Raw genomic sequence first — 14,940 nt, forward strand, 5'->3', positions numbered from 1 at the left:
CCATCAACCCGGCCGATTCGGTTCCGCGGCCTGTTTTGTGACACCACCAACACTCGCCGCCGATCGAACGCTCGTGCTCGATCCGTCGCCGAAGGACACAGAGGGAGCGTTTCGTCATGCAGATTCGAAGAGCACTCGTTCTCGCCGCAGCCGCCGGACTCTCCGTCGGACTGCCCGCGTTCTCCGCCGACATCACCACCGGCGACGGACAGTCACGCTCAGTCACGATCATGCCCCACGCCGCGGCTCATCTTGAGCCCCCCCAGCACTCGATCTCCTTCGCCCTCGGCCTCATCGACACATCCGTTCCTCGCACAATCACCTCACTCGGCACCGCGCTCGTCAAAGACGCCCGCATCCTCATCCAGCTCGACGGCCCCATCTCCCCCGCGAGACGTGCCGCGATCCAGAGCGCGGGCCTCTCGATCGGCGACTACCTGCCCAACTACGCCTACATCGTCCGCCTCGACCGCGTCGATCTCGCCGCGCTCAACGGACTCGGCTTCGTCCGCTACGCCACGCCCTTCGAGAACGCGTGGAAACTCAGCCCCGAACTCGGCGTCAGACCGTTCAGCACGCCCGAGCGCCAGTCGCTCCGTGCCGCGGGCATCTCACGCCTCATCGTCACGCTCTTCGACGGCGAGACCGAAGCAGGCGCGCTCGCCCAGATCGGCGCCATCCCCGGCGCGATCGTCACGGGTGTCGAGCGCACCGGCACGCAGCGCGACATCATGGTCACCATGCCCTCGGGCTCGATCGCGCAGCTCGCTCAGATCCCCACCGTCCAGATGATCGAAGAGGCGCCGGAGATCACCTACCGCAACGCCACCACGACCTGGATCATCCAGACCAACGTCTCCGGCTCGACCACGCTCTGGGCCAACGGCCTCCGGGGTGAGAACCAGATCGTCGGTGTCATGGACAGCGCGCTGGATCGCAACCACTGCTCCTTCTCCGACTCCAACCCCATCGGCCCCACCCACCGCAAGATCATCGCGTACAACACCTCCTTCGGCGCCAGCTCACACGGCACCCACGTCTCCGGCACCGCAGCGGGCGATGCCGGCGTCACCGGAAACACCCGGGGTGTGGCCTACCTCTCCAAAATCGCCTACCACGCCACTCCCTCCTTCACCGACGCGGCGATGTACAGCCGCCTCGAAACGCACCACAACCAGGGCGCACGCTCGCACACAAACTCATGGGGCGACGACGGCACCACCAGCTACAACTCCCTCGCCAGAGGCGTCGATCGCTTCTCCTATGACTACGAAGACTCGCTCGTCCTCTTCGCCGTCACCAACACCAGCTCCCTCAAGAATCCCGAGAACGCCAAGAACCTCGTCGCCGTCGGCGCATCGCAGGACACGCCCAACCAGGGCAACCACTGCTCGGGCGGCACCGGACCCACCGCCGACGGACGCCGCAAGCCAGAGGTCTACGCACCCGGCTGCAACTCGACCTCCGCCTCCTCCGGCACCTCCTGCTCAACCGTCTCCTTCACCGGCACCTCGATGGCCTCCCCCGCGCTCGGCGGACTCGCCCTCCTGATGCGCCAGTACTACACCAGCGGCTACTACCCCTCCGGCGCACCCAACGCCACCGACGCCTTCACGCCCACCGCCGCGCTCGTCAAGGCCACCATGATCAACTCCGCCGTCGATATGACCGGCGTCAGCGGCTATCCCAGCAACCTCGAGGGCTGGGGACGCGCGCTCGCCGATGAAGCACTCCACTTCTCCGGCGAGACCAGGCGCATGATCGTTCAGGACGTGCGCAACGCCGACGGCTTCGTCACCGGCGAGTTCGATGAGTTCCAGATCACCGTCAACTCCAGCTCACAGAAACTCAAGGTCTCACTCGTCTGGACCGACCCCCCCGCCAGCGCGTCCACAGGGGCTGGAAACGCCGCCATCAACAACCTCGATCTCGAAGTCGTCACGCCCGGCGGCACCCTCTACCGGGGCAACGTCTTCAGCGGCGGAAGCTCCACCACCGGAGGAACCGCCGACGTCCGCAACAACGTCGAGCAGGTCCACATCAACGCGCCCGCCGTCGGCACCTGGACCGTCCGCGTCCGCGCCACCGCAGTCAACTCCGGCAAGCAGGGATACGCCGTCGTCGCAACCGGCGCGATCGATCCTCCCGCGCCCCCCAGCTCGCTCACGCTCGAAGCCACACCGCCCACGCTCGTCGCCCCGGGCATCGAGACCACAATCAACGTCACTATCACCCCCGACAACGACACCATCGTCGGCACACCCACCATCTCCTACCGCTTCGATGCCGGCTCATTCACCTCCGCCCCGATGACTGACCTCGGCGCGGGCGTCTGGCAGGCCACCCTCCCCGGCACACCATGCGAGACCTCGCCCCAGTTCTACTTCTCCGCACAAGGCACCGTCTCCGGCACGACCACCCTCCCAGCCACTGGCGCGGCAGATCCATTCGTCGCCCCCGTCGGAACATTCGTCCATGCCTTCGCCGACGACATGGAAACCGACCAGGGCTGGACAGTCGGCGCCTTCGGCGATGCCGCCACCGCGGGCGTCTGGGAGAGAGCGATCCCCGCCGGCGGACTCGGAGCCCCGACCCAGGACAACACCCCCGACCCCGGCGTCTACGCCTACATCACCGGCCTCTCCTCCGACGTTGACGGCGGCCTCACCACCCTCCTCACGCCTACCTTCGACCTCAGCACCCCCGGCGATTACACCATCTCCTACGCACGCTGGTACAACAACAGCGAGGGCGCAAACGCCAACGCAGACACCTTCAACATCGGCATCTCCAACAACGGCGGCTCCACCTGGACAACCGTCGAAGTCGTCGGACCGGCTGGACCCGGCACCTCCGGCGGCTGGATCACCCAATCCTTCGATCCCGCCACCAAGATCGCCCTCACGTCCAACATGCGCATGCGCTTCATCGCCAGCGACCTCTCCGCCGACTCAAACATCGAGGCAGGCATCGACGACTTCTACGCCTCACGCATCACCTGCCAGAATCCGATCGATTGCCTCGCCGACTACAACGGCGACACCGAACTCGACGTCCTCGACCTCCTCGACTTCTTCGATGACTTCGGCGATTGCTCCGGCCAGCCCGCTCCCTGCGGCACCGTCAGCGATGCCGACTTCAACGGCGACACCATCGTCGATGTCCTCGACTTCCTCGATTTCCTCGACGCCTTCGGCACCGGCTGCTGATCGCACCCACCCCGCACCCAAGTGACCGACCAGCCGCCCCCTCCGCATGAGGGGGCGGCTTTCGTTCCCGATCCACACGATCCGCCGACACCCCCGCCCCCTGTGGACTGGCCGAGGGTCCAAGATTGAGTTCCATCCACCGGGGAAACTCATTACACTGGGCCGATCGTGTGGGCCATCCCGACCGGGTTGGTGGGTTGTCGGCGCAGACACCCCGGCTCTCGGTCTCAGTCCGCGGCACGCACGATCGCAACGCCGCACACGTCCGTTCGCACTCGCGATGCGCATGGGAGCGACGCGAGCCACCATGGTGCCCAGCAACACAACGCCGAGCCGCACATCACCAGTTGGAGCCACGAATGACCTCGATCGACCCCTCCCGTCTGACTCTCGCCCGATATCTGCTCGCGGGCGCCGCCGTCGCCGCGCTCACGCTCCCGTCATTCGCCGATGAAGACTGGCGCAAACTCGCCGACAGACGCCCACCCAGAGAAGGACAGGTCTGGACCGCGGGCGACCCATCCCGCTCGACGCCGCCTCGCTTCCTCGGCGACAACATGTACTTGCAGGCCTGGTTCCCGGTCTCGGCCTTCCCCGGCGGCAGCAACTCCGGCAACAGTTGCTGGGGATACACCTCGCCCTCCGGCCGCAGATACGCCATCATCGGGCTTCAGAAGGGCTTCGGGTTCGTTGAAGTGACCGACCCCAGGAACGCCCAGTACGTCGGGTTCATCGGCGGACCCTCTTCGCTCTGGCACGATGTCAAGGTCCTCGGCCACTACGCCTATGGCGTCTCCGAGGGCGGCTCGGGCATCCAGGTGATGAACCTCGCAAACATCGACAACGGCGTCGTCACGCTCGCACGCAACCACTCCACCATGGGGCACTCGACGACCCACACCATCATGTCCAACCCCGCCAGCGGATTTCTCTATCTCGCAGGCGCCAACGTCGGCAACGGCGGACTCGTCGCGGTTTCAACCGCGGACCCCGCCCGCCCCGCGATCGTCGGCGCATGGACCACCCGCTACGTCCACGAAGCGCTCATCGTCTCGTACACCTCCGGGCCATACGCCGGAAAGGAGATCGCCTTCTGCTTCTCCGCCGGCTACGGGCTCGACATCGTCGATGTCACCAACAAGTCCAGCATGGTCCGCATCGGAGGGAACACCGACTACCCCTTCCGCTCCTACTGCCACCAGGGCTGGCTCAGCGAAGATCGCAAGTACCTTTACATGGACGATGAGCTCGACGAGGGCGTCAAGGTCTGGACCACGACCACACACGTCTTCAACGTCGAGAACCTCTCAAACCCGATCTACGTCGGTTCTTTCTCCGGCGGCACAACGGCCATCGACCACAACCAGTACGTCCACAACGGCAAGCTCTACCAGGCCAACTATCGCGCGGGGCTGCAGGTCTTCGATCTCTCCTCCAGCCAGACCTCCCCGACACTCGTCGGTTCCTTCGACACACACCCCGAAGACAACCGAGCCAAGTTCAACGGCGCATGGAGCACATACCCCTTCTTCGGCGACGACGCCATTCTGATCAGCGACATCGAGGGCGGCCTCATCGTCGTCGAGTTCGATCCCCGCAAGCTCGTGATCGAGCCCCTCGCCGCGCCCGAAGTCGTCGGCCCGGACAACACATCGAACACCGTCACCGTCCTCATCACCGGCGACGGCACCGACGTCGTCCCCTCCACCGTCACGCTCCACGCCTCCATCAACGACGGGCCGGAGATCATCGTCCCCGCGATCGACAACGGCGATGGCACCTTCACCGCCTCGCTCCCCCCCGCGCCATGCCCCTCACACATCGACTACTACTTCTCCGCACAGAGCCAGACAGATCGCACGTTCACCCATCCCAAGCGCCCCGAGAACGGGAAACTCCGCGTGCTCGTCGCCGCCACCGCGACCGTGGTCTACGAAGATCTCTTCTCAACCCACGGCTTCAACGGCTGGAACTTCGGTGATCCCTCCAGCCCCGACACCGCGACCTCCGGACGCTGGATCAAGATGGTCCCGAACCCCACCGTCGCCCAGCCCGGCTCCGGATACACCGGCCAGATCTGCTGGGTCACCGACGGACGCGCCGGTGAGAACCCGCAGCAGTACTCCGTCGGAGGAGGCAAAACCACACTCATGTCCCCCGTCTTCAACCTCGCCGGAGCCGTCGATCCCCGAGTCTCCTACTGGCGCTGGTTCGTCAACGGAATCGGCAGCGAAGCCGCCAACGAATCCCTCACCATCGACATCTCCAACGACGGCGGCTGGACCTGGACAAATCTCGAAGTCATCAACAACGCCTCAGGCCAGGACGACGGCGGCTGGTTCTACGCCGAGCACCGCCTCGCAGGACGCATCGGGTTCACCTCGCAGATGCGCGTCCGCTTCGTCGCCGCCGACTACCCCCTCGCCTTCACAACCGTCGAGGCAGCCATCGACGACTTCCGCGTCATCGATGTCGGATGCACCTACTGCCCCGCCGACTACAACACCAGCGGCTCCGCCGATGTCCTCGACCTCCTCGACTTCTTCAGCGACTTCGGACTCTGCTTCGACTCCCCCCTCCCCTGCGGCGAGTTCGGCAACCCCGACGTCAACGCCGACGAGGCCGTCGATGTCCTCGACTTCCTCGACTTCCTCGACTTCTTCGGCCAGGGCTGCAACTGACCCACACCCTCTCCTCCCACTCACCCACCCAACCCACGACGCGGATGCACGAGCGTGCATCCGCGTTCGCGTTCTGAGTCCCCACGCCCGAGAACCCGCCCCGCACCGATCGCAACCCCCATCCTTGACCGGCCCCCTCCGGTCCGTACCATTCCCCTCACGCCCGGACCGGCTCCTGCCGATCCTGGTCACAACTCGGGATAGATCCCGTTGTCGGGGGCGTAGCTCAGTTGGTAGAGCGCTTCCATGGCATGGAAGAGGTCGAGAGTTCGAGTCTCTTCGCCTCCACTCGACACACAAACGCCCGGGCCGCAAGGTCCGGGCGTTGTCGCTTTGAAACCGGATCCCCACCCAGTACGGTGGTTGATCCAATCACACGCCGATTTCATGACCGATGGTCAGCATGCGGTTGAAAATCAACCACCAAACGGCTGATTTTCAACCACACCACGGACGATCCACAACCACGCCTCCCCCGCCGAGCCACATCGCAACTGGCGCATTGCCAAATGGCAAACCGCGCCACAAGACCATTGCCGTATAGGACTCTGTTTGCCATTTGGCTCTTTGCCATCTGCTATTTCTCTCTCTCTCCCCCTCCTCTCTATCCTCCTGCCCCATGCGCATCCTTCTCACCAACGACGACGGCATCCGCGCCCCCGGCATCGTGGCCCTCCACGACGCCCTCATCGACACCCGCAACGAGCACGGCGGGCCGCTCCTCCTCCCCCGCGAGCGCCGCACATCACCCCATCACGAGTTCTCCCTCGTCACACCCATCGCGCCCCTCACCGTCCAATCCGCCACCGGACACGGCGTCACCTTCGACGAGCCCCTCATGGTCCAGGACGTCAAGGTCAACGACCGCATGGGAGGCATCGCCGTCGACGGCCGCCCCGCCGACTGCGTCAAACTCGCCATCTCCTCACTCTGGCCCGAACGACACGGCAAAGACGCACGCCCGGACCTCCTCATCAGCGGCATGAACGCCGGCGCAAACTGCGGCATCAACGTCATCTACTCCGGCACCGTCGCCGCCGCCATCGAGGGCGCGTTCCTCGGCGTCCCCTCCATCGCCGTCTCCATGCTCATCCGTCCCGGCCCCCTCCTCTTCGATGTCGCCGCACGCTGGGGACGCGAAACCATCGAAAGACTCCTCGCGGGCGGCCTCCCCGATCCGCACGAGATCATCAGCATCAACATCCCCACGCCCGAACGCGACGGCCCCTGCCCGCCCATCCGCGTCTGCCCCATGAACACCCACGGACTCGTCGATGCCTACGAGCGACGTGTCTCACCCGCCGGCAACGTCTACTACTGGGCCGCAGGCCACGGGCTCGACTTCCACGCCACCGACGCCGGCACCGACGTCGCCGAACTCATGGGCGGCTGCATCACCGTCACGCCCCTCCGCTACGACCTCACCCGCCACGAAACCATGACCCGCTGGCGCGCCCGGCTCGGGCTCTAGGTTCTGTCTGACGGATGCCTTTGGTGGCACCGCTCTCCAGAGCGGTGTTGGAATCCCGGTCGAAACTCACCACACCGAAGCTCAAAGCAATCCCTGGGCCGATCTGTCAGATAGACCCTCATCGCACCCCCACACCCGCGCCTCAATCCGCAATCGCGTCCATCACGCGATCCGCCCACGATCCTGTCTCCGCACCCCCCGCCGCGTCGATCCACACCGACCCCGGCGTCGTCCGCAGACGCCTCAGCCACGTCCGCTGGTTCTTGGCAAACCGCCTCGTCTCGATCTTGATCCGCTCCACCGCCTCCTCCAGCGTCCCGCGCCCCTCCAGATGCTCCACGATCTGCTTGTACCCGAGCGCCTCCCGCGCCGTCGGCCCCAGGCGTGATCCCCCCTCACGCTCGTGCAACCCGCGCACCTCGTCAAGCAGCCCGCGCTCCATCATCTCGCGCACCCGCGCGTTGATCCGTCGATTGATCGACTCCGTCGGCCACTCAAGCCCGATCAGCCGCGCCCCCGCACGCACCTGAGCGCCCTCGTCCCACTGGCGCTGGTGCTCGCTGATCGGCCTCCCCGTCAGGCGATACACCTCGAGCGCGCGGATCGTCCTTCGCTCGTCGTTCGGATGGATCCGCGCCGCCGCAACAGGGTCAACACGCTCCAGTTCCGCCCGCAGCGCCCCAGCACCCATCGCGCGCAGGGACTCCCGCACGCCCTCGTCCGCCCCCGGCCCCTCGAAGAGCCCCTCCAGCAGCGCCTTCACATACAGGTGCGTCCCGCCCACGACGATCGGCACAACCCCCCGCGCCGCGCACGCCCCGATCGCCTCCTCCGCCCGCCCGAGCCAGTCGTGCAGCGTGAACCGCTCCGTCGGCTCCACGATATCGATCAGATGATGGACAACGCCCCCCCGCTCCGCCTCGCTCGGCTTCGCCGTGCCGATGTCCATCCCGCGATACACCTGGTACGCATCCGCCGACAGAATCTCCGCCGGTCTCCCCGCCCGCGCCAGACGCGCCGCCAACTCGACCGCCAGCGCGGACTTGCCCCCCGCCGTCGGGCCGACGACGACGGGGAGCAACGCGCACTCATCTGAACCGCCGCTCATGGCCGAGATCGTACAGCACGACCACGGAGAGCGATCCGCCCCTCAGCACCCGGTGCTGAAGCCGTCAAGGAACTTCAGCAGGTCCACGATATCCACCGTGCCGATCCCGTCGAAGTCGGCCTCAACACCACCCGATCCACCGCACGGGCCTGGCGAACCCACGCACCCGCCGAACGCGTCGAGATAATCCAGAAAGTCCAGAATGTCCACCGAGTCGTCCTTGTTGACATCCGCCGCGCAGCGCGGCACGAACTCCAGAATCTGCTCGGGCGCAAACGGACCCGTGTAGGTGTCGGTCCGAGCATGCACATGCCCGAAACGGGGCCACGTGATCGTGATCGCATCAACGCTCGTCGCGTCGCCCAGCCCGAAGTGCGCACGCATGTCCTCCGTTGAGGTCGTGCTGCTCCCGCTCGTGATCTCACGCGTCTGCGTCACGCTCACCCCACGGATCGTCGCCGTCGCCCGCACCACCGCGCCGATGGCGTCTCGATTGGTGGAGACGCCGTCACCCCGCGCCTTGATCGTGATCGACGCGCCCCCCGCCCCCTCGACCGGCATCGAGATGTTCTCGTAGATCGCCAGGTAGTGTGACGGGTTCTGGCTCACGATCTCGATCCGTCCGTCATTGTTCAGATCCACGCGCGAAGCGTGCTGGCTCGTCGCGAACGTGCTGTTCATCGCCTCCGAGATGTCGGTCCACACCACCGAGCCGTCCGGACCCACCCCGTCGTTGCGGATCAGCGCGTCGTGATTCGGACCCTGCCCGAGAGACCCGCACTGGTAGTGGTCCAGGTCGCCGTCATTATCGACATCGAGATACGTCGTCCCCCAACCCCAGAAAGTCTCAAACGGGGTGATCAGCGTGAGCACGCCCCCGTCGTTCCGGTAGTACGTGCCCACAGCCCCGGTCGTGATCGCGATGTCCCGGTCTCCGTCGTTGTCGATGTCGCCGATGTTGATGCCCATCGGCGCGGGGCCGAGTTTCGTGAACCCGCGTGCCGCAGAAGCGTTGATCAGCGATCTCGAGCCGTCCGCGTTCAGCACGTTCTCGATCAGCAACGCGCCGAAGCCCGCGGACAGCACCAGACAATCCGGGTCCCCATCGTCGTCAATGTCCGTCCACACGAGCGAGTAGATCGTGTTCACGCCGCTCACAGGGGGCAGCATCGACGTTGCGTCCTCGAACGTTCCGTCGCCTCTGTTCCGCAGTAGACGCAAAGCCCGAGGCCCGCCGTTGGAACCGATCAGCAGATCCAGGTCGCCGTCCAGATCAAAGTCCGACCACCCCGCCGCCCACGTGTTCTCGCCGCTCGTCAGAACCCCCGCCTCGACGGACACGTTCGTGAACGTGCCGTTCCCGTTGTTCCGGTACAGCAGCGAAGAGATGTTCGTCACGATCTCGCGCCCCGTCACAAACACGTCCTGATACCCGTCGTTGTTGTAATCCGCGACCACGATCCCGGTCGCGGTTCCACGCACACCCCGATCATCGTCAAGCCCCGAGCCGATCGTCACGTCGATCAGCGTCCGGACACTCGGATCCTGCGGATCGGGAACATTCCGCAGCAACCTGTTCGGCTCGCCGCCGCGACCCCCGACGATCAGATCGGGCCACCCGTCGTTATCAAAGTCGATCACGCTCACCGCCCCGGACGGCACCGGCGCCGCGATGTCCCCCGCGAACGTGCGATCGATGAACGCCACGCCGTCAATCACAGTCTGCGCGTGCGCGTGCGCCGCCCCGGCACACGCGAGGAGCATCGCCGGCAATCGCGCGCCCCGCTCGAATCGTCGCGCCCCGATCGCTCCCGAGTATCTCATCGTGCATGCGATAACCTTCGGACAAGACGCCCTTGTGCTGCTCATCGTTGAATCTCCTTGCGTGCTGAGATTCAGCCCGAGTCATGCGGTCACGCAGCAAAACTTACATTCACATGAAGATTCGCACGATCGGCGAGCGTCGCGACACACGCAGCAGGGCATCTTCCTCAGCGCCCACGCACACCCTCAACAACAACCGGCAGCGTCCGACGCTCCACCCAGCCGCTCGGCGGACGCGTCCACCACAACAGCGACTCGATCGATGCCGGCGCCGGAGTCGCCACCCGCTCCTCGAGCGCCACAAACTCCGCCACCTGGTTCGAGCCCGTTCCCAGCACGCCCCGAAGCGTCGCCAACGCGCGGGCCGTCTCGTCCACCTCCGCGATGTACACCGCCGGCGCGTCCTGAGCCGGGGCCGCAGGAATCACGATCGCAGGGCGCGACCCCGATGCCCTCACACCCTCGCTCGCAAGAACACGCGGATCGATCCTCGATCCCTCAGGCCCCGCACGCGGCACAAACGCCGCCACCACCCCCTCGCCCGCACGGTCGAGCAACGCCCACGTCGCACGCGGCTCCGCATGAATCGAGGCCAGCCGCTCGAACGTCCGCTCCCGATCGAGCGTCCGCACCCGGATCGCCAGCCGACCCTCACGCAGCAACTCAACCGCACGCTCCGGCGTGACAAGCTCATCCGCCGGCGCCAGCGACTCCGCAAGATCCGCACGCGCAATCGCAAGATCGGTCAGCGATGGGGGCTGCTCCGACGCCATCCGCCCCGCCGCCACCGCATCCGACGACTCGCTCCCATCCGCCCCGAGCACGCTCGCCAGTTCATTCGGCACATGCAGCATCGGCGCCTGCGCCCCCGACGTGTACACCTCGCGCGACACCAACGACGGACGCAGCAGAATCCCGACCGTCCCCGCGATCACAAGCATCGCCGCCATCGCCCCGTACCGAAGCGCCGGACCGCGCGACAAACGCGCCAGAATCCCATCACCCTTCACCACCACGCGCGACACCGGGATGCTCAACGAATCGCTCGAAGGCCCCGACAACCCCACCAGAAGATCACGCTCCAGCTGCTGCTCGACACGCGAGAGCAGATCCGGCGGAGCCGAAACCGGCCCGAGCGAACGCACCACCTCGCGGTCCGCCGACATCGCCTCCAGCAACTCCCTCAGCCGCGGCTCCCGCGCCAGCAACGCCTCCACCGCACCCTGCCGCCCACGGGGCAGATCCCCCTCAACCCACCCCAGAAGATCCAACTCATCCACCTGGTCCGCGCCCCGCACACCCTCCGCGCCAACGCGCGCCGCGTCCCCGCTCGGATTCGCCGGACCACCAGTTGGATCAACACGCTCAGGCACGCTTCAAACCCTCAAGACCTGGAACCGTCCGACTCAGAAGGCGGCTCAAGCGCGTCACGCAACGCCGCACGAGCCCGAAAGATCCGACTCTTCACCGTCCCCACCGAAATCTCCAGCGCATCGGCGATCTGCTGGTAGTCAAGACCCTGCGCATCACGCAAGACCAGCACCGTCAGGTGCTCCTCAGCAAGCGATTGCATCGCGCGGAGCAACGCGCCCCGCATCTCTTCATGTTCAACCCCCGCCGACGAATCCAGTTCCCTCTCCGCCGCACCCGATCTGCCGGTAGGGTGCCCGGTTCCCACCGCCCGCACACCCGAGCCCGGTCTGTCAGAAACCTGTATGGGTGATTGCCCATCCTGTCCCCCCCGTCCCGACCCTCGCCCCATGCTGTCGAGCGATTGCATCCGCCGCAGTTTCTCGGACCTCATCCGCGACAGGCAGCTATTGACCGTGATCCGATACACCCACGTGAAGAACTGGCAGCGCCCGTCATACTTCTCAATGTGCTGCACCAGCTTGACCATGGTCTCCTGCGCCAGATCCGCCGCGAGCTCCCGGTTCGAGCACATCCGCAGGCACACCGCATAGATCCGGTCCTGATAGACGCGGAGCAGATCGTTCCACGCCCCCGGCTCACCCCGTTTCACGCGCTCCACGAGCGCGCGATCGCGCGCATCAGCGACCGAGGGTGCGCCCGCCGCAGAAGATGAACCACCCCCCGCATCCGCACGCGATGCCTCGCCCCCATGCGCACGCGCCGCCCCCGGCACACCCCCGTTCGGGAGTTCACGCATCGCGCCCGGGCTTGGTTCACGAGGGGCTGGCACCGGGGGATGGTACGGAGAGGGTGTGGGTCTGTGCACAGATGAAGGGAGCAATGGCCGTATGATTCCCCATGCTACTTCGCGGCACAATCCAGAACGGGCGGCTGGTGCTCGACGATGGCGAATCGCTGCCGAACGGCACGCGCGTGGAAATCGCCGTTCAACGCGCCACCAAGGGGTCTCGACGCGCGAAGAGCGTACCCGCCGATGCTCTGGGCAAGATCGCGTCGCGCGCAGTGAGAACCGGCGACCCGTCCTTGGCCGATGATCACGACGACCGCGCGCACGGGCAGGCAGCGAAGCGGCCCAAACGCAAGCCCCGGGGCACGCGATGAGCGGGCCGTCGAGGGTCTTTCTCGACACGCACGTGCTCCTCGCGGCGATCAACGCCGATGATCGACACCACGAGGCTGCGACGGACCTGCTCCGGCTACTCGCAGAGAACCGCTGCCGAGTGATCGTGAGCGACTGGGTGCTTGCCGAGTTTCTCTCGGCTGCCGCGAAGCCGCCGATGCGCGCCGCTGCGATACTCGCGATCGGCGACCTCCATGCATCGCGGCTCACGTCCATCATCCCAGCGACGCGTAAGACGTGGGACACCGCGTTCGACTTGTATCGTTTGCGAAAGGACAAGTCGTGGTCGCTCATCGACTGCACATCGATTGTCCTCTGCCGTTCGCACCGAGTCCGGAAGGTCGCGACACACGATCATCACTTTGTCCAGGCCGGGCTGGAGATTTTGATTCCATGACCTCCCCCTACGACACATACACCTCCCCCCTCGCCTCGCGGAACGCCAGCCCGGAGATGCTGAAGCTGTGGTCCGCCCGCCACAAGTTCAACACCTGGCGCCGCATCTGGCTCGCCGTCGCCGAGGCCCAGCACGAGATGGGCCTGCCGGTCACGAAGGAGCAGGTCGAGGAACTCCGCGCCGTCGTCAATCGCCCCGGCGGCATCACCGACGCCGAGATTCAGGCGGCAGAGAAGTACGAGCGCGAGCTGCGCCACGATGTGATGGCGCACGTGCATGCGCTCGGGGACTCATGTCCGAAGGCGAAGGGCATCATCCACCTCGGCATGACGAGCCAGGATGTGGTGTGCAATGCGGATTTGCTGATCATCTGGCAAGCAATCGGGATGATCTCGTTGAAGCAAACGCGACTCATCATCTCGCTTGGCGGAAAAGCTCAAGCACATGCTCGCGTTCCTACGCTAGGGTTTACGCATTATCAGCCGGCGCAACCAGTGACTGTTGGGCGACGGCTCGCTGGCTGGGCGTACGAGTTCCGAGTCGCAGAGAAGCTCTATGCGGATACTGTGCCAAGCCTTCGAGGGGTGAAGGGCGCAACAGGAACACAAGCATCGTTTCTGAGCCTTTTCAATGGGTCGCATGCACGCGTCGATGAGTTCGAAGCTCGAGTGATCAACAAGTTGCACGCGATCGAGACTGGCCGCGAGCCACATCCGTTTGATGATCAGCACTTGGAGCAATCGCGAACAAGACTCTTGGAGATTGCCGGAGACTCGCCTCGCGAGTTCATTGAGCGCTTTGGCGTGCGAAGCGGCACGGACGGACTACGCCGTGACGCGATTCGACTTGCGGTCGCACTTTCCCACGATCTCACCGGGCAGACGTATCCGCGTGTGGTCGATACGGCAATTGTGGCGCAGCTCGCTTCCAGTGCGTCGGTCCTTCACAAGATCGCCACCGACATCCGTCTTCTCTGCAACCGCAAGGAGATCGACGAGCCATTTGAGGAGAAGCAGATCGGCTCATCGGCGATGCCGTACAAGCGGAACCCGATGCGGTGTGAGCGGATCTGCGGCTTGACTCGATTTGTCATGAATCTGGTCGGAAACGCGTACGACACGGCCGCGACGCAGTGGCTGGAGCGCACGCTCGACGACTCTTCCAATCGCCGCCTCTCACTCCCCGAGGCCTTCCTCGCCCTCGATGGCGCGCTCGACCTGATGCACAACGTGGCCTCCGGCCTCATCGTCCACGAGGCGATGGTCAGGAAGAACCTGATGGCCGAGTTGCCCTTCATGGCGACCGAGAACATCCTGATGGCGTGCGTGAAGCTCGGTGGCGATCGCCAGCACTACCACGAACTGATTCGGCAGCACGCGCAGGCCGCGGGCATGCGCGTCAAGCAGGAGGGACTCGACAACGACCTCCTCGATCGCCTGCAAGCGGACAAGAACTTCTGGTCCACTTCCCGCGGCGGGCCTCTCGCCGCCGAGCTCGACTGGGAGGGCGTCATGGACCCCATGAAGTACGTCGGCCGCTCCGTCGAGCAGACCGAACGCTTCATCAAGGAAGTCGTCGAACCCCTCCGCGAGCAATACGCCGACGCCATCGCCAAACTCGGCACCAGCGGCCCGAGGGTGTAATGAAAGACGACGCGGCCGCATCATCGCGTCGAGAATGATCCAAGCGCACCCCC

The 14,940-nt window shown here is 65.5% G+C and carries 10 protein-coding genes and 1 tRNA gene; 7 read left to right on the plus strand and 4 right to left on the minus strand.

Annotated features, from left to right (window positions below):
• Positions 1 to 116: 116 nt before the first annotated feature.
• The 4 genes from KF838_12305 (at position 117) to surE (ending at position 7,361) form a co-directional block, all read left to right on the plus strand.
• Positions 117 to 3,209: a S8 family serine peptidase gene (locus tag KF838_12305; protein QYK47561.1), complete on the plus strand. Its 3,093-nt coding sequence runs from the start codon at positions 117 to 119 to the stop codon at positions 3,207 to 3,209.
• 359 nt (positions 3,210 to 3,568) lie between these two features.
• Positions 3,569 to 5,890 carry a choice-of-anchor B family protein gene (locus tag KF838_12310; protein ID QYK47562.1) on the plus strand — a complete coding sequence of 774 codons (2,322 nt, stop codon included), beginning with the start codon at positions 3,569 to 3,571 and terminating at the stop codon, positions 5,888 to 5,890.
• Between the two features lie 215 nt (positions 5,891 to 6,105).
• Positions 6,106 to 6,178 (plus strand) — tRNA-Ala (locus KF838_12315).
• A 331-nt stretch (positions 6,179 to 6,509) separates the two neighbouring features.
• Positions 6,510 to 7,361, plus strand: a complete 852-nt coding sequence (gene surE / locus KF838_12320; GenBank protein QYK47563.1) for a 5'/3'-nucleotidase SurE — start codon at positions 6,510 to 6,512, stop codon at positions 7,359 to 7,361.
• A gap of 142 nt (positions 7,362 to 7,503) precedes the next feature.
• Here surE and miaA read toward each other — a convergent pair whose 3' ends face one another.
• The 4 genes from miaA to KF838_12340 all read right to left on the minus strand — a co-directional run bounded on the left by miaA (position 7,504) and on the right by KF838_12340 (position 12,496).
• A complete protein-coding gene (gene miaA, locus KF838_12325; protein ID QYK47564.1) occupies positions 7,504 to 8,469 on the minus strand; it encodes a tRNA (adenosine(37)-N6)-dimethylallyltransferase MiaA in 966 nt (321 codons plus the stop codon).
• 42 nt (positions 8,470 to 8,511) lie between these two features.
• Entirely contained in the window at positions 8,512 to 10,338 is a 1,827-nt protein-coding gene (locus KF838_12330; GenBank protein ID QYK47565.1) for a CRTAC1 family protein, read from the minus strand.
• 122 nt (positions 10,339 to 10,460) lie between these two features.
• Positions 10,461 to 11,666 carry a hypothetical protein gene (locus tag KF838_12335; GenBank protein QYK47566.1) on the minus strand — a complete coding sequence of 402 codons (1,206 nt, stop codon included), beginning with the start codon at positions 11,664 to 11,666 and terminating at the stop codon, positions 10,461 to 10,463.
• A gap of 11 nt (positions 11,667 to 11,677) precedes the next feature.
• On the minus strand, positions 11,678 to 12,496 hold the full coding sequence (locus KF838_12340) for a sigma-70 family RNA polymerase sigma factor (protein QYK47567.1): 819 nt from the start codon (positions 12,494 to 12,496) through the stop codon (positions 11,678 to 11,680).
• A 68-nt stretch (positions 12,497 to 12,564) separates the two neighbouring features.
• On the opposite strand from KF838_12340, the gene KF838_12345 reads away from it, so the two are divergent.
• The 3 genes from KF838_12345 to KF838_12355 all read left to right on the plus strand — a co-directional run bounded on the left by KF838_12345 (position 12,565) and on the right by KF838_12355 (position 14,887).
• Positions 12,565 to 12,828, plus strand: coding sequence for a hypothetical protein (locus KF838_12345; GenBank protein ID QYK47568.1), 264 nt, complete (start codon positions 12,565 to 12,567; stop codon positions 12,826 to 12,828).
• The gene (locus tag KF838_12350) at positions 12,825 to 13,244 is read left to right on the plus strand and encodes a type II toxin-antitoxin system VapC family toxin (GenBank protein QYK47569.1); all 420 of its coding nucleotides are present in this window, start codon (positions 12,825 to 12,827) and stop codon (positions 13,242 to 13,244) included. Before KF838_12345 ends, KF838_12350 begins: the two co-directional genes overlap by 4 nt.
• 566 nt (positions 13,245 to 13,810) lie before the next feature.
• Entirely contained in the window at positions 13,811 to 14,887 is a 1,077-nt protein-coding gene (locus tag KF838_12355; protein QYK49837.1) for a hypothetical protein, read from the plus strand.
• The last annotated feature ends 53 nt before the right edge of the window (positions 14,888 to 14,940 follow it).

The organism is Phycisphaeraceae bacterium (assembly GCA_019454185.1).
GTDB lineage: Bacteria > Planctomycetota > Phycisphaerae > Phycisphaerales > UBA1924 > JAHBWV01.